23 protein-coding genes and 1 pseudogene are annotated in these 23,527 nt (G+C 60.7%); 13 read left to right on the forward strand and 11 right to left on the reverse strand.

The features are described from left to right. The first annotated feature begins 117 nt into the window (after nucleotides 1-117). The 4 genes and pseudogenes from ACA064_RS10735 (at nucleotide 118) to cobF (ending at nucleotide 3,128) form a co-directional block, all read left to right on the forward strand. Complete coding sequence (locus ACA064_RS10735; RefSeq protein ID WP_497673332.1) at nucleotides 118-1,191, forward strand: diguanylate cyclase; 1,074 nt, start codon at nucleotides 118-120, stop codon at nucleotides 1,189-1,191. Between the two features lie 93 nt (nucleotides 1,192-1,284). Further along, nucleotides 1,285-1,569, forward strand: a pseudogene (locus ACA064_RS10740) (glutamate carboxypeptidase); the annotation flags it as partial. A 213-nt stretch (nucleotides 1,570-1,782) separates the two neighbouring features. Continuing rightward, nucleotides 1,783-2,370 carry a histidine phosphatase family protein gene (locus ACA064_RS10745; protein ID WP_497673333.1) on the forward strand — a complete coding sequence of 196 codons (588 nt, stop codon included), beginning with the start codon at nucleotides 1,783-1,785 and terminating at the stop codon, nucleotides 2,368-2,370. Then, entirely contained in the window at nucleotides 2,367-3,128 is a 762-nt protein-coding gene (gene cobF, locus ACA064_RS10750; protein WP_497673334.1) for a precorrin-6A synthase (deacetylating), read from the forward strand. The genes ACA064_RS10745 and cobF overlap by 4 nt, the downstream gene beginning before the upstream one ends. A gap of 135 nt (nucleotides 3,129-3,263) precedes the next feature. Here the strand turns inward: cobF and ftrA are convergent, their stop codons facing one another. Beyond that, nucleotides 3,264-4,244, reverse strand: coding sequence for a transcriptional regulator FtrA (gene ftrA / locus ACA064_RS10755; protein WP_497673335.1), 981 nt, complete (start codon nucleotides 4,242-4,244; stop codon nucleotides 3,264-3,266). Nucleotides 4,245-4,344: 100 nt separating this feature from the next. On the opposite strand from ftrA, the gene ACA064_RS10760 reads away from it, so the two are divergent. After that, nucleotides 4,345-4,779 (forward strand): rhodanese-like domain-containing protein, encoded by a 435-nt coding sequence (locus ACA064_RS10760; protein ID WP_497673336.1) that lies wholly within the window; start codon nucleotides 4,345-4,347, stop codon nucleotides 4,777-4,779. Between the two features lie 159 nt (nucleotides 4,780-4,938). On the opposite strand, the gene ACA064_RS10765 is transcribed toward ACA064_RS10760, so the two are convergent. Beyond that, nucleotides 4,939-5,595 (reverse strand): type 1 glutamine amidotransferase, encoded by a 657-nt coding sequence (locus tag ACA064_RS10765; protein WP_497673337.1) that lies wholly within the window; start codon nucleotides 5,593-5,595, stop codon nucleotides 4,939-4,941. 165 nt (nucleotides 5,596-5,760) lie between these two features. On the opposite strand from ACA064_RS10765, the gene ACA064_RS10770 reads away from it, so the two are divergent. Together ACA064_RS10770 and ACA064_RS10775 are read left to right on the forward strand one after the other, a co-directional pair. Then, nucleotides 5,761-6,540, forward strand: coding sequence for an ABC transporter substrate-binding protein (locus ACA064_RS10770; RefSeq protein WP_497673338.1), 780 nt, complete (start codon nucleotides 5,761-5,763; stop codon nucleotides 6,538-6,540). 211 nt (nucleotides 6,541-6,751) lie between these two features. Then, nucleotides 6,752-7,468, forward strand: coding sequence for an alpha/beta hydrolase (locus tag ACA064_RS10775; protein WP_497673339.1), 717 nt, complete (start codon nucleotides 6,752-6,754; stop codon nucleotides 7,466-7,468). A 26-nt stretch (nucleotides 7,469-7,494) separates the two neighbouring features. On the opposite strand, the gene ACA064_RS10780 is transcribed toward ACA064_RS10775, so the two are convergent. From ACA064_RS10780 to glcD, 9 genes are all read right to left on the reverse strand, one after another. Continuing rightward, nucleotides 7,495-8,076: a DcrB/PsbP domain-containing protein gene (locus ACA064_RS10780; RefSeq protein WP_497673340.1), complete on the reverse strand. Its 582-nt coding sequence runs from the start codon at nucleotides 8,074-8,076 to the stop codon at nucleotides 7,495-7,497. A gap of 121 nt (nucleotides 8,077-8,197) precedes the next feature. Beyond that, a complete protein-coding gene (locus ACA064_RS10785) occupies nucleotides 8,198-8,872 on the reverse strand; it encodes a glutathione S-transferase family protein (RefSeq protein ID WP_497673341.1) in 675 nt (224 codons plus the stop codon). Nucleotides 8,873-9,036: 164 nt separating this feature from the next. After that, nucleotides 9,037-9,834, reverse strand: coding sequence for a hypothetical protein (locus ACA064_RS10790; protein WP_497673342.1), 798 nt, complete (start codon nucleotides 9,832-9,834; stop codon nucleotides 9,037-9,039). A gap of 99 nt (nucleotides 9,835-9,933) precedes the next feature. Next, nucleotides 9,934-10,371, reverse strand: a complete 438-nt coding sequence (locus tag ACA064_RS10795) for a thiol-disulfide oxidoreductase DCC family protein (RefSeq protein WP_497673343.1) — start codon at nucleotides 10,369-10,371, stop codon at nucleotides 9,934-9,936. A 330-nt stretch (nucleotides 10,372-10,701) separates the two neighbouring features. Beyond that, entirely contained in the window at nucleotides 10,702-12,882 is a 2,181-nt protein-coding gene (locus tag ACA064_RS10800) for a malate synthase G (protein WP_497673344.1), read from the reverse strand. Between the two features lie 66 nt (nucleotides 12,883-12,948). After that, nucleotides 12,949-13,350 carry a heme-binding protein gene (locus ACA064_RS10805; RefSeq protein ID WP_497673345.1) on the reverse strand — a complete coding sequence of 134 codons (402 nt, stop codon included), beginning with the start codon at nucleotides 13,348-13,350 and terminating at the stop codon, nucleotides 12,949-12,951. Nucleotides 13,351-13,370: 20 nt separating this feature from the next. After that, a complete protein-coding gene (glcF, locus tag ACA064_RS10810) occupies nucleotides 13,371-14,588 on the reverse strand; it encodes a glycolate oxidase subunit GlcF (RefSeq protein ID WP_497673346.1) in 1,218 nt (405 codons plus the stop codon). A 3-nt stretch (nucleotides 14,589-14,591) separates the two neighbouring features. Next, entirely contained in the window at nucleotides 14,592-15,656 is a 1,065-nt protein-coding gene (glcE, locus tag ACA064_RS10815) for a glycolate oxidase subunit GlcE (protein WP_497673347.1), read from the reverse strand. Then, the gene (gene glcD / locus ACA064_RS10820; protein ID WP_497673348.1) at nucleotides 15,656-17,155 is read right to left on the reverse strand and encodes a glycolate oxidase subunit GlcD; all 1,500 of its coding nucleotides are present in this window, start codon (nucleotides 17,153-17,155) and stop codon (nucleotides 15,656-15,658) included. Before glcD ends, glcE begins: the two co-directional genes overlap by 1 nt. Before the next feature lie 243 nt (nucleotides 17,156-17,398). Here glcD and glcC point away from each other — a divergent pair, with 243 nt between their 5' ends. The 6 genes from glcC (at nucleotide 17,399) to ACA064_RS10850 (ending at nucleotide 23,470) form a co-directional block, all read left to right on the forward strand. Continuing rightward, complete coding sequence (glcC, locus tag ACA064_RS10825; RefSeq protein ID WP_497673349.1) at nucleotides 17,399-18,166, forward strand: transcriptional regulator GlcC; 768 nt, start codon at nucleotides 17,399-17,401, stop codon at nucleotides 18,164-18,166. Between the two features lie 2 nt (nucleotides 18,167-18,168). After that, nucleotides 18,169-19,068: a LysR family transcriptional regulator gene (locus tag ACA064_RS10830; protein WP_497674218.1), complete on the forward strand. Its 900-nt coding sequence runs from the start codon at nucleotides 18,169-18,171 to the stop codon at nucleotides 19,066-19,068. A gap of 271 nt (nucleotides 19,069-19,339) precedes the next feature. Beyond that, a complete protein-coding gene (locus ACA064_RS10835; protein WP_497673350.1) occupies nucleotides 19,340-20,269 on the forward strand; it encodes a hydroxymethylglutaryl-CoA lyase in 930 nt (309 codons plus the stop codon). Between the two features lie 38 nt (nucleotides 20,270-20,307). After that, nucleotides 20,308-21,492, forward strand: coding sequence for a CaiB/BaiF CoA transferase family protein (locus ACA064_RS10840; RefSeq protein ID WP_497673351.1), 1,185 nt, complete (start codon nucleotides 20,308-20,310; stop codon nucleotides 21,490-21,492). Nucleotides 21,493-21,519: 27 nt separating this feature from the next. Next, a complete protein-coding gene (locus ACA064_RS10845) occupies nucleotides 21,520-22,044 on the forward strand; it encodes a gamma carbonic anhydrase family protein (protein ID WP_497673352.1) in 525 nt (174 codons plus the stop codon). A gap of 100 nt (nucleotides 22,045-22,144) precedes the next feature. Beyond that, nucleotides 22,145-23,470 (forward strand): MFS transporter, encoded by a 1,326-nt coding sequence (locus tag ACA064_RS10850; RefSeq protein ID WP_497673353.1) that lies wholly within the window; start codon nucleotides 22,145-22,147, stop codon nucleotides 23,468-23,470. Nucleotides 23,471-23,527: the final 57 nt, after the last annotated feature.

A 23,527-nucleotide genomic window follows, 5' to 3' on the forward strand; every position in this document is an offset into this window, starting at 1 on the left:
CAGCGTTTTCAAGGCGCTGACCGGTGATGGCTATTTGCCGTTGCGCTGATAGACTCCCAGCAAGCCCCAAGCAAGAAGCGGTGTCTCGTTCAGCAGCACAGAGGAGCATTGGCCCCCATGGGACAAACTGGAGGAAAGGGACTTTCACTGGCCAGGAGGCTGTACACCTCGCGAATGCTGGGCCTTGCTCTGGGGCTCCTGTGCGTGGCGGCGGCGATGTACCCGCTCGACCCTGCGCCCTGGGTCTGGGTGTTCATGATCTTCAATGGCCTGCTCTGGCCGCATCTGGGCTATCAATGGGCACGCCGCTCGAAAGTGCCCTACCACGCCGAACACCGCAATCTGCTGATCGACTCGTTTCTGGGTGGTTTCTGGGTCGCCGCCATGCATTTCAATCCATTGCCCGCGGCAGTCACGGTGTCGATGATGGCGATGAATAACGTGGCGATCGGCGGCATGCGCTTTTTGCTCGCAGGCTCCGTCGCCCAACTGTTGGGTATTGGCACCGGTCTGCTGATGTTTGCACCAGCCTTCATCCCGCAAACCAGCCCTCTGCAACTGTACGCCTGCCTGCCGCTATTAACCTTGTATCCGCTGGCACTGGGCTGGATCTGTTTTCGCCAGGCCTACACCCTGGGCCGGCACAAGCGTGAGCTGCTGGCCCTGAGTCGCACGGACAGCCTGACCGGCCTGCTCAACCATGGCGCCTTGAAGGATCAACTGGAGTTCGAGTTCCAGCGTTGCCGGCGCCAGCAACAGGGCGGGGCCATCGCGCTGATCGATATCGATCACTTCAAAACCATCAACGACACCTATGGCCACGTCGCCGGCGATATCGTGTTGCGTCAGTTGAGCAAAACCCTCAAGCAAAACCTGCTATCCAGTGATATGGCCGGGCGTTACGGCGGCGACGAGTTCTGCGTGATTCTGCCGGACATGTCACTGGCCAGCGCCGCTCAGGTCATGGACGCTCTGCGGGATCGCTTCGCCTGCCTGGGTTATGAGCAAAACCCGGCGCTCAAGGTCAGCCTGAGTATAGGCCTGGCCGCCTATGACCCCCGATACACTGAAGCAACCCAGTGGCTCAATGATGCCGACCAGGCGTTGTACGTAGCCAAAGCCACCGGCCGCAATCGGGTCATTTGTCGGTCTGACTGGGCGCCGCATCAGGTCATGCTTGGTTCGGTGTGAAGCGGTTCTCGGTTGCGCCATCCGCGATGGAGCCTTGTCGGATTGTCAGGTAGGGTGTTTCGACAACTTCCGGCACGAAACAAGGATTGATTCATGACCTTCAGATTCCATCGCTCCATCATGGCTGCCAGTCTTGGCCTGAGCCTCGCTCTTGGCATGGTTGCTCCCGGCGCCTTTGCCGAACCCCACAAACAGGTCCAGGCAGATGCTGAACAGTACAAGGGCGAGGCCCTGAAACTGCTTGAGCGGCTGGTGAATATCGACTCCGGTTCCGGCTATGAGCCGGGCCTGACCCAGGTTCGCGATATCGCTATCGAGGAGCTGAAAAAGCTCGGTGCAACCATTGAACTGGTGCCCAATACGCCGGACACCGCGGATCTATTTGCTGACGCGGATGATCATGGAGTTGGCGGGGAAGAAATGATTTGATAGATCAAGCTTTTGCGGGTGCGCCGGACCCTGTGGGAGCGGGCGTGAAGGCGTCAGGCTTGTCACCACAAAACCTGGGTCTGGCTTACAGCGAAAAGCCCGAATACAGTAGCGCCACCGGCGATGTACGCTTCCCGACTGACCAAACCAGAGTAATCCCCAGTGCAGGCCACCCGTTTGACCTTGATCTGCCACGCGCGAACCGTGGCGCAGAAAACCGCACGCTTTCCCTTGGACGAGTCGGTGGAAATGGATTGGCAGGTAGCGCGGGGCTCTCGGGCCGGCGACTTCAAACGATCAGCGCAATTGCTCAGTGCGCCTGAGGCTCGGGCCCGGCAAACCGCCGAACTGTTCGGCGCGCAGATGCTGATCGTCCCCGCGCTGGCGGATTGTGCCATGGGCCGTTGGCACGGCCTGCCCATCGATGATTTGCAAAAACATGAACCCGAGGCACTTCAAGCCTGGTTGACCGATAACACCTCGGCGCCCCACGGCGGTGAGTCTGTCGCGCAACTGTGCGAGCGAGTGGCTGACTGGCTGGAGACGTTGCGCAGTACCCCGGGACATTTCGTTGCGATCACTCACCCGTTCGTTATTCGTGCAGCGATCATGCACGTCATGCAGTGCCCGCCTGCAGCCTTCAATGTGATCGATATCGAGCCGTTATCGGCCACCGAATTGCGCTTCAACGGACGCTGGCGCCTGCGCTTGCAGGAAAACCGCTCAGACACGGAGACCATGACCCCATGAAGAAAATCCTGATCATCGGCATCGGTGCCGGTAACCCCGAATACATCACCATGCAGGCCGTCAACGCGCTGAATCGGGTCGACGTTTTTTTTATCATGGACAAGGGCCGCAGCAAGGACAAACTCACCGACCTGCGGCACGACATCTGCGAGCGCTATATCACCGGGCGCGACTACCGTTTTGTCGAAGCCCACAGCCCCGAGCGTGTGCGTGGCGAGGTGGACTACACCGCGAGCGTGCAGGATCTGAACCGCGACAAGCAGCAGACCTTCGAGCGGCTGATCAGCGATGAAATGGCCGACGACGAATGCGCGGCCTTTCTGGTGTGGGGCGACCCGGCGCTGTACGACAGCACCATCCGCATTCTCCAGGCGATCCTCGCTGGCGGTCGCTGCACCTTCGAGTTCGAGGTCATTCCCGGCATCACCAGCGTCCAGGCGCTGGCGGCACAGCATAAGGTGCCATTGAACAGCATCGGTCGATCGGTCGAAATCACCACCGGACGCAGGCTCGCGGCGGGGCTGGTCAGCGATGCCGACAGCCTGGTGGTGATGCTCGATGCCGAGGACTCCTATCAGCAGGTGGCTGACCAGGACCTGGATATCTACTGGGGAGCTTACCTGGGCACACCGGATGAAATCCTTATTGCCGGCAAGCTCAAGGACGTGGCCGACGAGATCGAACAGGTGCGCAAAGCGGCGCGGCTGGCCAATGGCTGGATCATGGATACCTATTTGTTGCGAAAGCGTGGTGAGTGAGCACTGAGCAGAAGCTATGTTGTCTATGCTGGCCTCATCGCGAGCAGGCTCGCTCCCACATTGGATTTGTGTCGATCGCAAAATCTGCGGCTGGATGCTATCTATTGTGGGAGCGAGCCTGCTCGCGATTGGCCCTCAGACACACCCCTTTACCTTGACCCCACCCCCAAACCGCTCGCGATACACCGACGGCGGCAAACCGACCACTGTCCGAAATGCCACACGAAAACTCTCCACCGAGCGATAGCCGCACAATTGGGCGATGTGGTCGGTGTTGTGACTGCTGCTTTCCAGCAGATCGCGGGCACGGGCCAGACGTTGCTGCTGCAGCCAGGACTTGGGCGAAGCACCGGTGGCTTCACTGAAACGCCGCAAAAAGGTTCGTTCGCTCATGGCCGCCTGGCTGGCCAGTTCACGCACGCCCAACGGTTCATGCAAATGCTCGCGGGCCCACTGCATGACCCGCGACAGATCACTGCGCGGCGTGCGGCTGACCGGTGCCGGAATGAACTGCGCCTGACCGCCGGTTCGCTGCGGCGACATTACCAGGCGGCGCGCCACGGCATTAGCTATATGCGTGCCGAAGTCCCGCGCCACCAGGTGCAGACAGGCATCGATACCGGCGGCGCTGCCGGCCGAGGTGATCAGCTGGCCCGAGTCCAGGTACAGTACATCGGGGTCGACCAGGATGTTCGGGAAGCGCTCGGCCAATTCATCGGCATAACGCCAGTGGGTGGTTGCGCCCAGCCCATCCAGCAGGCCGGTCGCCGCCAATACGAACACCCCGGAACAGATCGACAACAATCGCGCACCACGGGCATGGGCCTGACGCAGTGCTGTGAGTAACGCCTCAGGAACGGCTTCGGTACGACTGCGCCAGCCGGGAATGATGATGGTCCGGGCGCTTTCCAGGATTTCCATGCCGCCATCAGCCAGCACTTGAATACCACCCATGGCGCGCATCGGGCCCTGGTCGACGCCGACTATCCGGTGTTCATACCAGCGAAAATCGAATTCCGGCCGCGGCAGGCCGAAGATCTCGACCGCGATGCCGAACTCGAACGTACAGAGGCCATCGTAGGCCAGAATCGCGACTAATCCGGGTTCAGTGTGCATTTGGCGGAAAGTTACCAGTGAGTGTCTTGTACGCCACTGTAGCTGCAACCGCGGGGCGGATACAGTTCCCTCACGCCCACTCACTCCACCGGAGAACGCCATGACCAGCCTGGTTCGCGAAATTCCCGCCGCCCCGTCGGCCATTGCCTTGATGCACTTCAGCAATCGCCTGACCTTTGAAATCGATTGTTCCGACGTTCATGGCAGCCAACAAGCCGGCGACATCGACTTTGTTCTGCTGGATGTCCGCGGTCCCTTGGCCTTTGCTCGCGGGCATGTCCCTGGAGCGCTGAATATTCCGGGGCGTTTGCTCAGTGCCGAAGTATTGGCCGAGTACTCGAAGTCCACGCTGTTCGTGGTCTATTGCGCCGGCCCGCACTGCAATGGCGCCAACAAGGCCGCCGTGAAACTGGCGGCACTGGGCTACCCGGTGAAGGAAATGATTGGTGGGGTTACCGGTTGGCTGGATGAGGGATTTCAGCTGAGCGGGGTAGTCGAACGGCCGGTGAGTGCTGTTATCGGCTGTGAATGCTGATAGCCGGAAAAGCGATTTTAAAGACCGATCAAGATCAAAAGATCGCAGCCTTCGGCAGCTCCTACAGGGGATTGGTGTACACCCGTAAATTACGGATGGACACGGTCGGCGTAGGAGCTGCCGCAGGCTGCGATCTTTTGGGCGCGCCACAGGAATTATTTAACAGGCAGCCCTCTGCGCCGCCCACCACTCATCCAGCGTCCCCTGCAGCCAGTCAAAGACTTGCCCGTAGGCGACGCTGTCATCCTGATCCCGGGGCAGGGGGGATTCCTCGGCGAAGTGGGCATTGAGTTGCGCCACCGACTCGGCATTCCACTCCGGATGAAACTGCAGACCCACTCGCGTCGGGCCGACCGAGTACATCTGCTGATCGCAGCGGGCACTGCTGGCCAACAACCGCGCATCCGGCGGCAGGTCGATCCCATCCTCGTGCCATTCCAGCACCTTCAATAGACGGCCATCGGCGAAGCTCACCTCGGTCCAGCCGGTCTCGGTCTCGGCCATCCGCCGCACATCCCCGCCCAGAGCCCGCGCCAGCAATTGCGCACCCAGGCAGATCGCGAACACCGGCGCGCCCTGAGCCAGACAGGCTGCCAACCAGCGACGTTCCTCAGCCAACCAATCCGGCCCGGCATTAGCTTCGTACGGCCCGCCCAGAATAATCACCGGCGCGCCGCCGACAGCTGGCAGTTCGCCGAGGTCGGCGCGAAAGACCTTCAGGCTCACCCCCCGGGCCTTTGCCCAGTGGGCGATGGCGCCCGGTCCTTCGGCAGGATGGTGCTGGATCAGGCTCAGCGAAGTCGGATTGGTCGACACTGCGATTCCTCTGTTTCAGTCTGTGACATTATCGGGATTTTTTTATAACCAAATGTCGCATCGACACAATTGACTGCTGTTGCGCCTCTCTAGACTGCCGGTCACTTCGATTTCTGCCAATCGAATTATCTGCCAAACAAGAATCTCCGCATCCAGGAGCTACAGATGAAGAAATCAGCAATGTTCGGTGCCCTGGCACTGTCCGTATTGTCCCTGTCCGCCGTGGCCGAGGATGCCAAACCGATCCGCATCGGTATCGAAGCCGGCTACCCGCCATTTTCGATGAAAACTCCCGACGGTAAACTCACCGGCTTCGACGTGGACATCGGCGACGCGCTGTGTGAACAGATGAAAGCCAAGTGCACCTGGGTCGAGCAAGAGTTCGATGGCCTGATCCCAGCGCTGAAGGTCAAGAAAATCGACGCGATCCTGTCGTCCATGACCATCACCGACGACCGCAAGAAGAACGTCGATTTCACCATCAAGTACTATCACACCCCGGCGCGCTTCGTGATGAAGGCCGGCACCGATATCAAGGACCCGCTGACTGAGCTCAAGGGCAAGAAAGTCGGCGTGCTGCGCGCCAGTACCCACGACCGCTTCGCCACTGAAATGCTGCAGCCGGCCGGTGTCACCCTGGTGCGCTACGGCTCCCAGCAGGAAGCCAACCTGGACATGGTCTCCGGTCGTCTCGATGCGCTGCTGGCCGACGCGGTCAACCTCGATGACGGGTTCCTGAAAACCGATGCCGGCAAAGGCTTCGCTTTCGTTGGTCCGGAAAGCAACGATCCGAAATACTTCGGTGGCGGCGCCGGCATCGCCGTGCGCAAAGGCGATAAAGAGCTGGCAGAGAAATTCAACACCGCCATCACTGAAATCCGCGCCAACGGCAAGTACAAGCAAGTGCAGGACAAGTACTTCAAGTTCGACGTGTACGGCGAGTGATCGCGGGCAAGTCCCTGTAGGAGCAGCCGGGCGGCGTTCCGTTTGCTCGCGATGGACTCAAGGACGGCGCGTTTACTCAGAAAACACGCGTTATCGTTAACGTCCTTCGCGAGCAAGCCCGCTCCCACAGTGTCCGGTTGAAGAACCTTCTTGATCCAGCTTCACAGTGCTAGGCTCTGGCGCGAACCCGCTGTGCAGTAAAGGAAGGACTATGTTGAAGTTTTTGGCCATGGCGCTGCTGTTGGTGTCCACCGCCGCACACCCGCAAACCGCGCTGCAGACCGATCTGCCGCTGCAGTATCTGGAGCAGGCCACCCCTGATTCACGCAACCAGCCGCTGGTGATTGTGCTGCATGGTTATGGCAGCAACGAGGAGGATCTGTTCGGCATCAAGGATGAGTTGCCAGCCGGGTATACCGTGGTTTCGGTGCGGGCGCCGCAGGCGCTGGATGCCGACAGTTATCAGTGGTTTCACAAGAAAGGCGAGGGTGCATACGACGGCGAGACCAAGGACCTGAGCAGCAGCGCCAGGCTGCTCGTCGACTTCATCGCCCAGGCCACCACCAAGTATCACACTCAAAGCGACAAGGTTTTTCTGGTGGGTTTCAGCCAGGGGGCAATGATGTCCTACGAGGTGGGCCTGCGCCATCCACAGTTGGTGCGCGGGATCGCGGCGTTGAGTGGCCGGGTTTTACCCGTGTTGCAGTCTCAGCTCAAACCCGACAAAAGCCTCGAATCCCTGGCGATTTTCATCGGCCACGGCACGGCCGATCGGCTACTTCCCTATAGCGATGGCAGCGATGCCGACAGCCTGCTGAAAAGCCTCTCCCTGAAGCCTGAGTTCCATGCCTATCCGGGAATGGGTCACAGCATCAACGCTACTGAAATGCAGGATCTGAACAGCTGGTTGCAGCGCATCAATCAATAAAACGCTGTCAGCCACTGCGCGCCTGGTTATTTTCCGCCGGTAATCTGCCTGACCAGTGCCGCATGCCCGGTGGGGTTATCGGCACGGGAGATGATCTGGATCACCAGGATGCGAATGCCTGAGCCGGCCAGTAATGTAGTGCCCAGGGTCTTGCCGCCACCCATGGTCGCGGTGCTGTCGACCTGGCGCAGGCCAAGGCCTTTGATGGTCAGTTTCTTTTCGCCGGTTTTCTTGAAGTCGGGCAACGCGGCGCCTTGTTTCTCCAGGAAACTTTCCACTGCGCTGTCGAGGAACTGGCTGTCGTTGTCTTTGATCTGCACCCCATCGGTGCGCAGGGTTTCGGCGACCATGACCACGGTCTTGCTGGTTGGGTTGGTGTACATGGTGCCCATCGCCCCGGCAGTGCCGCTGGCCGAGTCGCCAGGAGGCAACGGGTTGGCTTCGAAACCCTGAGGCAGGTTGAAGACGAACTTGCCGCTCAGGGCGAAGATCTCTTGCGCGGTCGAGGTATTTGCCGCTGGCTGGGTGGCCGCATTGACGCTCACTGCGCCGAAGCTGGTAATCGCTGCGAAGAACAAGGCAGCGGCTTTTTTCCCAAACAATGACATTCAAACTCTCCAGGGGTGATCGCGCGGGGGACGCGATCATCCCATGGTCGTGGTGAAACACTCCAGTGCGATGGTCCGAAAGGTGAATTGTGGCGAAGGCGCTTGCCTTTTGTGGGTGGGCTTACAGCGCGGCGTTCTGCGGGAACAGCGCGCGGCGGGTTTCTTCGTCGAATTCGGCTTTAAGCACCAGCTTCTCCTTCAGACCCAGAGCGCGTTGCGCCGCAGGGCGGGCGCTGATCTCAAGGAATAGTCGTTGTACGTTCGGGTAAGCGCCCAGGCCGTTTTCGCCGAGGATGTACGGCGCGTAGTTGGCCCAGCCCCACAGCGCCATGTCGGCAATGCTGTAGCTGTCACCCGCCAGATACGGGTGATCGGCCAGGCGTTGGTCGAGCACGCGGTAGTGCCTTTCGACTTCCTTGAGGTAGCGATTTTTCGCATAAGGCAGCGCTTCCGGGGCATGGTGCAGGAAGTGCACGGCCTGGCCGGAAAACGGCGAAAGGCCGGTGGCAATGAACATCAACCAGGAAAGTAACTCAGCTTGACCCGTGGCAGAGGTCGGCACGAAGCGTTGATGCTGTTGCGCCAGGTGCAGCAGGATCGCCTGGGAGTCGAACACCTTGACGTCGCCATCGATCAGCGCCGGGACCTTGGCGTTCGGGTTGATCGCGAGGAAGGCGGGCAGGTGCTGTTCGCCTTTGAAGGTGTCGACTCCGATCAGCTCATAGGGCGTTTCCAGCTCTTCGAGCAGTAGTGCTACTTTCATCGGGTTCGGTGAAGGGTGGAAATAGAATTTCATGGGGAAGGCCTCAGTCGATGTAGGAGGTGGGTGACTGAGGCTGATGGTGAACTGATCATGTTCGAATGACGTGCAAGGTATTCGCTCTGCTTGTGCGAAAAATTCGAACGTTATGCTTGTCGAAGATTGCCGACTTCTTCCAAGTGTTGGCTCGCCGTTGCGCCTCAAGATCTCGGCTGTCGGCCAGTCGCTGTGGTGTAGCCGCTCTTCGAGCTTCGAGCCACCTGGCGCTTGCTGCCAGCCAACACCAGCAGCGAAATCGCGACTGCCAGCACAAAGGCCAACAAGCCCAGCTTGGGCAAGGCCAGCGCCAGCACCAGGCAAAACGCCGCGAACGAATACAAACCGGTGGCCGTGGCTCTGAGCAACGCAGCGGTAAACGCCGGACCGCGGCTTTGGTGGGAGAACACTGCCAGTACGCTGCCGAGCACCGGGAACACCGCGAGAAACCCGCTCCAGCGCTCACCCACGGTGCTGGCCAGCGTGGTCACCGCCAGCGTCAGCAGCGCGCCGGCGAGCATGCGATAGAAAAGTTTGTCGGACTTGGGCGCAGGCGCTACCGCCAGCGGTTGCACGGCAGGAAACAAGTGTGGCGCAGCGAGCAGTGCGGTGGCCGCAAAGATGATCGAGAACACGATGGAAGAGGGGACCCACGAGAGTGACGCGGCCGCCACGGCCCAGACTGCCACGGCGATCGACAATGCCCAGGGCCACGCCAGTTTTTGCGCAACCTGGGCGTAGACGATGCTGAACGCGATCATCGCAAACACCGCAGAGAGTGCCGCAATCGATGCCTGGGCGGCAAACACTTGACCTTGTTCGACGGCGAGGAAAAACAGAATCGGCCCGACCACCACCGGGAACCCCGCCAGCCATCCGCCCACACTGGGCCCCCAGCGTCTGCCAGCCAGGGAAACCAGCAATAAAAATCCGGGGACCACCAACAGTTTGAGAATCAGCACTGAACAATACCTGAGAGTGACAGGCCGCAAAGCCAGCGCTCAAGGCTGTAGTGTGCTCGGCGGATTAGGGGAATTGTCCCCGGTCCCCAGGCGACCGGTTCAGTCCTGATCATCCAGGAACCGTCCTTTATGATCCGGGCTGGGTAACTGGCAGACGGGATAACGGCCGAACAGCCGGTAGCGATTCCGGGCGATGCGGTCGTAGCACCAGTCCCTGATTGCTTCGGGAATCACGCTGATTAGCGTCAGCAGAGGCCAGGGTTGGGGCAGATGCTTCATGACCCGCACAAACGCTTCCGAGCGTACATACAGTTGGTTGTTTTCAATGAAGGCCATGCTCTCGAATCGCTCGGTTGGCAAGCAGAACCAGGCCAGCAGGGCTTGTCCTTCGACCGATTGCATGGACGCCAGCTTGATCTTCCTGTGGTGGTCATGACGGATCAGGAATCGCGCCGAGCCGTTGCACAACTTGCAGACACCGTCGAACAACACGACTCGGTCGCCGGGTTGCAGATAGGGCGGGGTGCTGGTGTTCATCCGCTGCCTTGATGGGGATTGAGCGTCAGACTTCATGGCCAGTCTTGCATATCCAGGGTAGTGGCATTGCCACAGCATACTCGAGTCTGGCGTTGTGTTGCCTGTGAGGCCGGCTAATCAATGCCCCCACCTGGCCCTTGGCCTGAGGGTGAAGTTTGGGTGAGGGGATCTGAATCAGAGTTTTACGGTGCATGTCAGATCGGCAAAAGATCGCAGCCTGCGGCAGCTCCTACAGGGATTGCGTACACCCACAACATCACGGGTGTACTCGGTCGGCGTAGGAGCTGCCGCAGGCTGCGATCTTTCAGCGGTGCTTGATGCTCAACTGTCTCAGCGCCGAGCGCCCTTGAACGCCGCCCGGAACTTATGCAACAACGGCTCGGTGTAGCCATTGGGTTGCTCACAGCCCTGGAACACCAGTGCGCAGGCCGCCTGAAAGGCCAGTGATCCATCGAAGTCGGCGGCCATTGGCCGGTAAAGCGGATCCCCGGCATTCTGCTGATCGACCACTCGGGCCATGCGCTGCAGGATCTCCAGGGTCTGCGCCTGGTCGATCACCCCGTGCCGCAGCCAGTTGGCGATGTGCTGGCTGGAAATGCGCAGGGTCGCGCGATCTTCCATCAGCCCGACGTCATGAATGTCCGGCACTTTCGAGCAACCGATACCTTGCTCGACCCAGCGCACCACATAGCCGAGCAAGCCCTGGGCGTTGTTTTCGACTTCCTCGCGAATTTCCTCGGCTGACCATTGGCTCGAAGTGGCCACCGGAACAGTGAGCAGGTCGTTGAGAATCTCCTCGCTGACGGCTGCCAGATCGACCTGTTCCAGCGCTTCTTGCACCGCGCGGACATCGACCTTGTGATAATGCAGTGCGTGCAGGGTGGCCGCCGTGGGCGACGGCACCCAGGCGGTGTTGGCCCCGGCCTTGGGGTGGGCGATCTTCTGTTCGAGCATGTCGGCCATCCGGTCGGGCATGGCCCACATGCCTTTACCGATCTGCGCCCGGCCGCGCAGGCCGCAGTTCAGACCCGCCAGCACATTGTTGCGTTCGTAGGCCTGGATCCAGGCGCTGTTTTTCATGTCGCCCTTGCGCAACATGGCGCCGGCTTCCATGGCGCTATGCAGCTCGTCACCGGTGCGGTCGAGGAAACCGGTATTGATAAAGGCCACCCGCGACGAGGCGGCGGCGATACAGGCCTTGAGGTTGACGCTGGTGCGTCGCTCTTCGTCCATGATCCCCATCTTCAGGGTGTGCCGTTCAAGCTTGAGCAGGTCTTCGATGCGACTGAATAGCTGCTCGGCAAACGCCACTTCGGCGGGGCCATGCATCTTCGGTTTGACGATATAGACGCTGCCGCTGCGCGAGTTGCCGCGACGCTTGAGGTCATGCACGGCAATCAGGCTGGTGACCACGCCATCGAGGATGCCTTCCGGGATCTCCAGGCCTTCGCCGTCGAGAATCGCCGGGCTGGTCATCAGGTGGCCGACGTTACGAATGAACAGCAGCGAGCGACCGTGCAGCGTCAGGGAGCTGCCATCGGCAGTGCTGTACTGGCGATCGGGATTTAGGCTTCGGGTGATGGTTTTGCCGTTCTTTTCCAGGTCCTCTTTCAGGTCACCCTTCATCAGGCCCAGCCAGTTGCGATACACCTGCACTTTGTCGTCGGCATCGACCGCGGCGACTGAGTCCTCGCAATCGATGATGGTCGACAGCGCTGCCTCGATCAGCAGGTCTTTTACCCCGGCATTGTCGGCACGGCCGATGGTGCTGGCCGGGTCGATCTGGATTTCCACGTGCAGGCCATGGTTCTTCAGCAGGATGGCAGTGGGTTGCGCTGCCTGGCCCTGATAGCCGACATATTTTCCAGGCTGTAGCAGAGTCGTTTGACTGGCGTCTTTCAGGGTCGCTTGCAGTTGGCCGGACTCAATCCGGTAGCTGTTCACCTGGGCGTGGGAGCCAGTGCTCAAGGGCGCGATTTCATCGAGAAAAGCCCGCCCAAAGGCGATGACTTTCGCCCCGCGCAGCGGGTTATAAGCCGCGCCTGGTGCTGCGCCGCCTTCATTGGACAGCACATCGGTGCCGTACAACGCGTCATACAGCGAACCCCAGCGGGCATTGGCTGCGTTCAGCGCATAACGGGCATTCACCGCCGGGACCACCAGTTGCGGGCCAGCCTGGCTGCTGATTTCGCTATCGACATTGGCCGTGCTGACCTGCACCTGAGCGGGTTGCGGCTGCAAGTAGCCGATGCTGTCGAGAAAACTGCGATAGGCCGGCATGTCGCTTACCGGTCCCGGATGGGCACGGTGCCAGGTGTCGAGCTCGCTTTGCAGGCGATCGCGCTCGGCGAGCAAGGCGCGATTCTGCGGGGCCAGTTCATGCACCAGCGCATCGAAGCCGCTCCAGAAGGTTGGTTGATCGAGGCCGGTACCTGGCAGGACTTCTTCATCAATGAAGCGTTGCAGGGTCGCCGCCACCTTAAGGCGCTGGCAGTTGACGAAAGCGGGCATCACAGAGTCTCCATCAGTGGTTATCGATTCAGCGCAAAAGGCGCTGCTGGCTTGGTGGAAGGGCGGTCAGTTCAGGACTTGGGCGCCGGCCCGCGCCACCTGGGCATCCTGCTCGGCCTTGACCCCGGACACCCCGACCGCACCGATCACCTGGCCATCGACGATGATCGGCACGCCACCTTCCAGCGAGGTCAGCAGGGGCACCGAAAGAAAGGCGCTGCGGCCACCGTTGACCATGTCTTCATAGCCCTTGGACTCACGCCGGCCGAGGGCCGAGGTGCGGGCTTTTTCCGTGGCGATATAGGCGCCAATCGCTGCGCAGCCATCGAGACGCTCGAGGGCCAGTGGATGGCCGCCGTCATCGACTATGACGATGGTCACCGCCCACTGATTGTTCTGGGCTTCGCTGCGGGCGGCGGCGAGGATCTGACTGACTTCGGTCTGGCTCAATACGCATTTGGTTTTCATGGGGTGCTCCAGGGGTTCGATTAAGGCAGGGCAGCTTCGACCAGTTCGATCCAGTGCCTGACAGGGGTTCGGCCGGCACCGTCGAGGTGGGTCTGGCAGCCGATGTTGGCGGTGACTATCACCTCGGGTTTGCCGCTTTCCAGGGCGTTGAGCTTGTTATCGCGCAGCTGCCGGGACAGCTCTGGCTGGGTCAGCGAATAGGTGCCCGCCGAGCCACAGCACAAATGGCTGTCGGGTACCTGGGTGAGGTTGAAGCCCAGGCGAGTCAGCACGTCCTCTACCGCGCCACCGAGCTTTTGCGCGTGTTGCAGGGTGCAGGGGCAATGGAAGGCGATGCGGGTTGCCGCCTTGACCTGAAGTTGCTCCAGCGGCTCGTCACGCAGCACCTCCACCAGATCCCTGGTCAGGGCGCTGACCCGTTTGGCCTTGGCCGCATAGGCCGGATCCTGTTCCAGCAGATGGCCGTAATCCTTAATGAAAGCGCCACAACCGCTGGCCGTCTGCACTATGGCTTCGGCACCGTTTTCGATGCTCGGCCACCAGGCGTCGATGTTGCGCCGGGCGCGATCGAGCCCGGCCTTTTGCGCATTCAAGTGGTAGTCGACGGCGCCGCAGCATCCGGCCTGGCTGATCGGCGTGACGCTGATGCCCAGACGATCGAGGACTCGCGCCGTGGCGGCGTTGGTATTGGGTGACAGGCTCGGTTGCACGCAGCCTTCGAGCATCAGCACCTGCCGCGCATGTTGGGTGGTTGGCCGCGGTTTGGCCGGGTGCACGGTGCGCGGCAACTTGGCCTGGAGTACCTCGGGCAACAGCGGGCGAAAGGCCTCTCCGGTTTTGATCAGCGACTTGAACAGCCCCGGGTTCGGCACCACTGCCCGCAGGCTCTCGCGCAGCAGCGTCTGGCCGAGGGGGCGCGGCACGGCGGCGTCGACCACCGCGCGGCCGATGTCCAGCAGGTTGTGGTAATCCACGCCGGAGGGGCAGGTGGTTTCACAGTTGCGGCACGACAGGCAGCGATCCAGGTGCAGCTGGGTCTTGGCGGTGGGCTCATGGCCTTCCAGCACTTGCTTGATCAGGTAGATCCGCCCGCGCGGGCCATCCAGCTCATCGCCGAGCAGCTGATAGGTCGGGCACGTGGCGTTGCAGAAGCCGCAGTGCACGCAGGTGCGCAGAATGCTTTGTGCTTCTTCGGCGCGGGGCAGGCGTTTGGCCTGCTCGCTCAGGGTGGTCTGCATGGTTCAGAGCTCCGCGTACATTCGGCCCGGATTGAAGATCCCTTGCGGGTCGAGTTGCGCCTTGAGTTGCCGGTGGTAGCGCAGCAACGCCGGGGGCAACGGCTGAAACGGGCTGTCGATGAGCGCGTGGCTGTAGCAGGTCGCATGGCCACCGGCCGCTTGGGCAATCGAACGAATAACGCTGGCATCGGCATCGGATTTCAGCCAGCGCTGAGCGCCGCCCCAATCGATCAGCTGCTCACCCGGCAGGTCGAGCAGGCCGGTGTTGTTGGGCACTGACAGGCGCCACAGCGGCTGGCCTTCGTCGAAAAAGGCCAGGCGCTGTTCATTCAGTTCGCACCAATAGCCTGGGTCGAGCGGTTCGCCGCCGAGGCGATCATGGGCCGCCGCCACCGAACCTTCGCCACCCTCCAGGCGCAGATGCAGGCGCTCGCCGTCATGGCTGGCGGCGCTGATGGACAGTGGTTGCTGGCCCCATTCGGCAAGCTTGGCCAAGGCCCGGGCGCGGTCCATTTCCAGAGAGAAGCTGGCGCACAGGCGCGGCTTGGGCAGGACCTTCAGCGACACTTCGGTCAGCAGGCCAAGGCAGCCGTAACTGCCCACCAGCAAGCGCGACAGATCGTAGCCGGCGACGTTTTTCATGACCTCGCCGCCGAAGCGCAGGTGCTTGCCCAAACCGGTAATTACCCGGGTGCCGAGGACGAAATCACGCACCGAACCGGACCACGGCCGGCGCGGACCGGACAAGCCGGCGGCGACCATACCACCGAGCGTCGCACCCTCGCCGAAAGACGGCGGTTCGCAGGGCAGCATCTGCCCGGCCGCTTCCAGCGCGGCGGATAATTCACTGAGCGCAGTACCGGCGCGAGCAGTGATCACCAGTTCGGTCGGGTCGTAGCTGACGATGCCGTTATGCCCACGGGTGTCGAGTATCTCGCCGGCGATCGGGCGGCCGAGGAAGGCCTTGCTGTTGGAGCCCTGGATCAGCAGCGGTGTGGCACTGGCGAGCGCCTGATTGACCTGCTCCAGCAGTGCCGCACTGCCATCGATATTCTGTTCGGCACCCATCAGAAACGCTCCAGCTCGGGGAAGGGCAGTTTGCCCATATGCACATGCATGGCGCCGAATTCGGCGCAGCGGTGCAGGGTCGGAATGTTCTTGCCGGGATTAAGCAGGCCGCTGGGGTCGAACGCGGCTTTCACTGCGTGAAACAGGGTCAGCTCATCGCTGTTGAACTGGGCGCACATCTGGTTGATTTTTTCCCGGCCGACACCGTGCTCGCCGGTGATGCTGCCACCGACCTTGACGCACAGTTCGAGGATCTTGCCGCCGAGGGCTTCGGCGCGATCCAGTTCGCCCGGCTGATTGGCATCGAACAGAATCAGCGGGTGCATGTTGCCGTCACCGGCATGAAACACGTTGGCCACGCGCAGGTCGTATTCGGCGGCCAACGCGGCGATGCCTTTGAGCACCCCCGGCAATTCGCGCCGCGGGATGGTGCCGTCCATGCAGTAGTAGTCCGGCGATAACCGTCCGACTGCCGGGAAGGCGTTTTTGCGTCCGGCCCAGAATCGTACCCGTTCGGCTTCGTCGCGGGCCTGACGGACTTCGGTGGCGCCGGCGTGTTCAAGTACCGCACGCACCCGGTCGCAATCGTCGTGGACGTCCGCTTCGACCCCATCCAGTTCACAGAGCAGAATGGCCTCGGCCTCCACCGGGTAGCCGGCATGAATGAAGTCTTCAGCCGCGCGAATCGCCAGGTTGTCCATCATCTCCAGACCACCGGGAATGATGCCGGCGGCAATGATGTCGCCCACCGCGCGGCCGGCTTTTTCCACGGAGTCGAAGGCAGCCAGCAGCACTTTGGCGATTTGCGGTTTGGGCAGCAGCTTGACCGTGACTTCGGTGATGATCCCGAGCATGCCTTCAGAGCCGGTGAACAGCGCCAGCAAATCAAAACCCGGAGAGTCCAGAGCGTCGCTGCCCAGGGTGAGCCGTTCGCCTTCAACGGTGAGGATTTCGACTTTGAGCAGGTTATGCACGGTCAGCCCGTATTTCAGGCAATGCACACCACCGGCGTTCTCCGCCACATTGCCGCCTATGGAGCAGGCGATCTGCGAGGAGGGGTCCGGCGCGTAATACAAACCGAAAGGCGCGGCGGCCTGGGAGATCGCCAGGTTGCGTACGCCGGGTTGCACACGGGCACTGCGGGCGGCGGGGTCAATCTGCACAATGCGGTTGAAGCGCGCCATCACCAGCAGCACACCTTTCTCCAAGGGCAGCGCGCCCCCGGAAAGTCCGGTGCCGGCACCGCGTGCGACCACCGGTACCCGGCGCTCATGACACAGCTTGAGCAGGCCTTCTACCTGTTCGAGAGTGCGCGGCAGTACCACCAGCATCGGCGTGGTGCGGTAGGCGGACAGACCGTCGCACTCGTAAGGCTTGAGTTCCTCCTCGCGGTGCAGGATATCCAGATCGGGCAATTGTTCTTGCAGCGCCCGGATCAGTGCATCCTTGTCAACGTCAGGCAGTGCGCCGTCGACGCGTTCGTCGTAGAGAATGTTCATGGGTGGCTGATGACCCTGAGTTGTTTTTATAAGGTCTATTTTAGACCCGTTCATGGGAACGGCTGACTTGCATCATTGGCCTCGGGGGAATTACTGTCCATGTGTTCCAGGGCTGGTCGAACCAGTTTTTTTTCAGGTTATTTTAAGTATTTCGATTAAAGACCAATGATTTCAGATGCTTAATGGCGTTGATCAACATGCTTGGTTTAAGCGTTATCACTGGTCATACCAGTTGGAGGTGGCATGAGCAGCAGTGAATCCGGTCGTTCCCCGCAAGTCGCGGATGTGGTGTGCGAGCGTATCGAGCGCTTGATTGTCGACGGGGTGCTCAAGACCGGTCAGCTGCTGCCTTCCGAACGCCGGTTGACGGAAAAACTCGGGGTGTCGCGTACCGCGTTGCGCGAGGGGCTAAAGCTGCTGCGAGCCAGAGGGATCATCGAGACCGAGCAGGGCAAAGGCTCGTTTGTCGCGCAGCTGTCGGGACATACCTCAACGTCACCCTTGATGCATCTGTTTAGCTCACAGCCGCGCACCCTCTACGATCTGTTCGAGGTGCGCAGCCTGCTGGAAGGCGAGTCCGCGCGCCTGGCCGCCTTGCGCGGCACCGAGGCAGACTTCGTGCTGATCACCCGCAGCTACCAGGCCCTGGTCGAGGCCCACACCCAGTCGCTCGATGCCTCGGCCCATGCCCGGCTCGATCATGCCTTCCACCTGGCGATCTGCGAGGCCTCGCACAATCCGGTGCTGGTGCAGACCCTGCGCTCCTTGACCGACCTGCTACTCAACTCGGTATTCGCCTCGGTCAACAACCTCTATCACCGCGAACCGCAAAAACGCCAGATCGACCGCCAGCATGCGCGGCTCTACAACGCCGTCACCGGACGCTTGCCCGAGCAGGCCCGCAAGGCGGCGATCGCGCACATTCAGAGTATTTGCGAGAACCTCAAGGAAATCGAAAACGAAGAACAGCGCCTGGTCCGAGCGACGCTGCGGCTTGAGGGGTGGGCGTGAGCATGTGGCATATCGATCCGGTGTCCTTGCGGCTATTCATTGCAGTCTGTGAAGAAGGCACCATCGCCAAGGCCAGCGAGCGCGAATTCATCGCGCCTTCGGCCGTGAGTAAGCGCATCGCCGATATCGAGGCCACTGTCGGCACGCCAATGCTGGTGCGCAGTAAACGCGGCGTAGTGCCGACGCCAGCGGGGCAGGCGCTGTTACGCCATGCCCGGCAATTGATGCGCAGCCTGGAAAAACTCCAGGGCGAACTGAGCGAATATGCCGAAGGCGGGCGCGGACATGTGCGCATCCTGGCCAATATCTCGGCAATCATGGAGTTCCTCCCGGAAGAACTCTCCGAGTTTCTGGCGGCCAATGAACATATTCAGGTCGATATAGAAGAGCGCTTCAGCCCGGATGTGGTGCGCGGGGTACTGGAGGGCAACGCGGACCTGGGGATCTGTCGCAAGTCCATGGCTGTCGGCGATCTGCAGTTCATTCCCTACCGCACCGACCATCTGGCGGTGGTGGTCAACGCCAGCCATCCGCTGGCCGGGCGCAGCAGCATCGCCTTTCGCGAAACCCTCGATTACGACCATCTGGGGTTGTCGTCCTTCGCCACCCTGAATACCTACATGCAACGGACCGCGGCTCAGGAGGGGCGGGAGCTGCGATTCCGCACCCACGTTTCAACCTTCGATGCCGCGTACCGGCTGGTCCAGTTCGGGCTTGCGCTGGGGGTGTTTCCCCTGGAGGCGGTGGAGCGCTACGCCGAGCTGTTCAACTTGCAGGTGATTCCTCTGGAAGATGACTGGGCACATGGCGAGTTTGTCATCTGCGTTCGCGATGTCGATGCCTTGTCCTTGTCGGCGCGGCGGTTGTTGAATCATTTGTTGGCGAGGGTGCCTGCCTCCTGAAGTACCGTGGGCCCCAAAAGATCGCAGCCTGCGGCAGCTCCTACGGGTTTTGCGTACACCAGATAATGTGAGGGTGCATGGAATCGGCGTAGGAGCTGACGCAGGCTGCGATCTTGGCGGTCTCGTCCGCGCTCAAAATCTGACGATTGGCCCATGCCCTCCCTCCGATCCATCGCGCTTCACGATGGATCAACCCGTGAATAACGTCTTTTCCCAATGCCGGTGTCTGCCTAGTCTGCCCTCAACGCAACACAGCCTTGAGAGACGCCTGATGACAAAAATAATAATCAACGAAGTCGGCATGCGCGATGGCTTGCAAAGCCTGCAACAGGTCATGCCGACCATCGACAAGTGCAAGTGGATCGACGCGGCTTATGCCGCTGGCGTGCGGTACATGGAGGTCGCTTCATTCGTACCGGCCAAATTGCTCCCGCAAATGGCCGATGCCCGTGAAGTGGTTCGCCATGCCCTGAGCTTTCCCGGTTTGATCGTCAGCGTTCTCGCGCCCAACCTGCGTGGTGCTGAAAACGCCTTGGAATCCGGTGCTCACCGTATCGTCGCGCCAATTTCAGTGAGCGCTGCCCACAGCCTGGCAAACGTGCGTCGTACGCCATTGGAGATGGTCGAGGAGTTTGCCCGCATGTGTGAACTGCGCAGCCAGTCGGGCCAGCATCAGGTTCAAATGATCGCCGGCATGTCCGTGGCATTCGGCTGCACCCGTCAGGGTACCGTGCCACTTGCCGACCTGTGCCGGCTGACCCGGCATGTGCTGCAGACCGGTTGCGATGCGGTGTCCCTCGGTGACACCACCGGGTACGCCACGCCGGGCCAGGTGGCGGAGACGCTGATCGCCATCCGCGAAATCGCCGGCGACAAGTTGCTGGCCGCGCACTTCCATGACACCCGCGGGCTGGCCCTGGTCAATAGCCTGGTGGCGGTGCAACACGGTATCCGCGAGCTGGACTCCTCCCTGGCCGGGCTTGGTGGTTGTCCGTTTGCCCCTGGGGCTTCGGGCAATACCGTCACTGAAGACCTGGTCTTCATGCTCGCCAGCATGGATTACGACACCGGCATCGATCTCGAACAACTGATCGCTACGAGGGCCTTGCTCGAGCAGTCCCTGCCGGGTGAGCCGCTTTACGGCTATATCGCCCGCGCCGGTTTGCCAAAGAACTTCGCCGCGACCCACGCCAACGCCTGACGCCCGTCATTCAAGCCTCTCTCATGGAGACAAGCATCATGTCGACACTCCCTCTCGACGGTATCCGCGTCGTTGAAATTTCCCATATGGTCATGGGCCCGACCTGCGGCATGATCCTCGGCGACCTCGGTGCCGAAGTGATCAAGATCGAGCCTGTGCGGGGCGACGGTACCCGGCGTTTACTGGGGGCCGGTGCCGGGTTCTTCCGCACCTTCAACCGCAACAAGAAAAGCATCTCCATCGATGTCAACGACCCCAACGGCCGTGAAGCGGCGCTGGGCCTGATCGACACAGCTGACGTGTTCATCGAGAACTTCAAGCCTGGGCGCATGAAGGACCTGGGCCTGGACTATGAGTCGTTGCGCGTACGCAATCCGAAACTCATCTACGCCTCCCACAAGGGCTTTCTAAACGGCCCCTACGACAAGCGTCTGGCGCTGGATGAAGTGGTGCAGATGATGGCCGGCCTGGCCTATATGACCGGGCCGGTAGGTCGGCCGTTGCGCGCCGGCAGTTCGGTGAACGACATCATGGGGGGCATGTTTGGTGCCATCGGCGTTCTGGCGGCGATCATCGAACGCCATAAGACCGGCGTCGGCAAGGAGGTACAGAGCGCGCTTTACGAAAACTGCGTGCTGCTCTCGGCCCAGCATATGCAACAGTTTGTGGTCACCGGTGAAGCCGCCGCACCGATGCCCAACCGCATCAGCGCCTGGGCTATCTATGACGTATTCGAATTTGCCGGCCAGGAGCAGATGTTCGTCGCTGCGACTGGCGAAGGGCAATGGACCATGTTGTGCAATCTGCTCGGCCAGCAGGCCTTGCTCGATGATCCGAGCCTGGCCACCAACAATGATCGGGTCCTGCAACGGCCACGACTGCTGGCCCACCTGGGCGAAGTGTTCGCGACCATGGAGGCGCAACCTTTCGCGCTGTTGCTGGAAGCCAACGGCATTCCCTTTGCGCCCATTCGCCGACCCGAAGAGCTGTTCGACGATGAGCACCTGAAACAGAGCGGCGGCCTGGCCAGTCTGGAGCTGGAAGACGGTTCACATACCGACATGCCATTGCTGCCGTTGTCACTGGACGGGCAGCGCCTGCAACCCCGTTGCTCGATTCCGCGGATCGGCGAACACACCCGCCAGGTGATGCTGGAGTTGGGCTACAGCGCTAACCAGATCGAAGAATTGCGCGCCGCCGGCGTATTCAAGACCGATGACTGAACGCTGCCCCACAGAGGAGGATTGCACATGGCTATTTATCAGTATGACGACCACCAACCGGACATTCACCCCAGTGCCTACGTCGCCGAGGCCGCGACAGTGATTGGCAAGGTAGTACTCGCCGAAGGCTCCAGCGTCTGGTCGCAAGCGGTGCTGCGCGGAGACAACGAAATAATCGCCATCGGCGCCGGTAGCAATGTCCAGGAAGGCGCAGTGCTACACACCGATCCGGGATTCCCACTCTCCATTGGCGTGGAAGTGACCATCGGCCATCAAGCCATGCTCCATGGTTGTAGCGTGGGCGATGGCAGTCTGATTGGTATTCAGGCTGTGGTGCTCAACGGTGCGGTGATTGGCAAGAACTGCCTGGTCGGCGCCGGAGCCCTGGTGACCGAAGGCAAGGTGTTCCCGGACAACTCGCTGATTCTCGGGACGCCGGCCAAGGTAGTTCGAGAGTTGAACGCGGCGGATATCGGCAAGTTCCGTGAAAACGCCCGTGACTACATCGAGCGAGCGCAAACGCACAAACAGACACTCAAGCGGATTGGCTAAGCGTCATCCCCCATGCCGCAGGCCTGCGAACGGGGGAGGAGGGTCAAGAAGCAACGCAATTAAAAAGATCTCAATATAATTACAAGAACCGGAGAACGATATGGTCGCTACGACTGAAACCATTACTGGCGTGCGCAGTGATGAAAATCTACAGGAACTGCTGCTCTACCGTCGGGTGGCCTGGCGCATCGTGCCGCTGGCGATCATCTGCTTTTTGTTTTCGTACTTCGATCGAATCAACATCAGCTTCGCCAAGTCCCAGATGCAGGCGGAACTGGGCCTCAATGACGCGGCCTATGGTCTGGCGGCGAGCATGTTCTTCATCGGTTACGTGCTGTTTGAAGTGCCGAGCAGTATCGGCTTGAAGAAATACGGCGCGCCGAACTGGATCTGCCGGATCATGATTTCCTGGGGAGTGGCCACCGCTTGCCTGATGTTCGCCTACACCCAGTACACCCTGTATTTTCTGCGCTTTCTGATTGGCGTGATGGAGGCGGGATTCGGTCCGGCGATCCTGTTCTACCTGGCGTGCTGGTTTCCCAAGAAGTACCTGGCGCGAATCAACGGCCTGTGGTTTCTCGCCGTGCCGCTGGCAGGGGCCATTGGTGCGCCGGCGGCCGGGCTGATCCTGGCGAAGATGAATGGTTTCATGGGCCTTGCCGGTTGGCACTGGCTGTTCCTGCTATCGGGCCTGCCATGCATCCTGTTGGGCCTGATCGTGTTGTGGAAACTGGATAGAAACATTCAATCGGCGAAATGGCTGTCCACCGAAGAGAAGGCGATTCTACAAAAGAATCTCGACCACGACAGTGCCAACCGCAAACCGCAGCATGCCTCGTTGTGGAAAGTCCTGTTGACTCGCGAAGTGGCACTCTTTGCAATGATCTACTTCGCCATCAAACTCGCCAGCTACGGTATCAACTTCTGGATGCCGCACCTGATCGAACAATCGGGTGTACAGAACCCGACCTTTGTCGGTCTGTTGACCTCGCTGCCTTATGTCATCGCCTGTATCGGCATGATCCTGGTGACCCGTCGTTCGGACCGCAGCGGTGATCGCAAGAGCTATCTGCTGATCTGCATGATCGCCTCGACCCTGGGTTATCTGCTGGCTTGTCTGTTCTTCGACAACTCGCTGGTTCTGATGCTGGCGCTGATTCTCGCGACGGCGGGCTCGTTCATTGCCATCCCGGTGTTCTGGACCATTCCGCAATCGACGTTCTCCGGTATTGCCATTGCCAGCGGTACCGCGGCGATCAACTCCATCGGACAATTGAGCGGCATGGTGGCGCCTTATATGGTCGGCTATATCAACGATCTGACCGGCCAGACCTACATGGGCATGCTGGCGATTACGCCGGTGCTGTTGTTAAGCGTTTTTATGATTGCGCGCTTTGTCCGTAACCCGGCTGTTTGTCCGAAATAGCCAGTTCGGAACAACCGTTGAAATAACTGACACCTCCGAGAAGGGCAGCAAAGGCAT

The sequence above is a fragment of the Pseudomonas sp. LBUM1658 genome, from assembly GCF_059716055.1.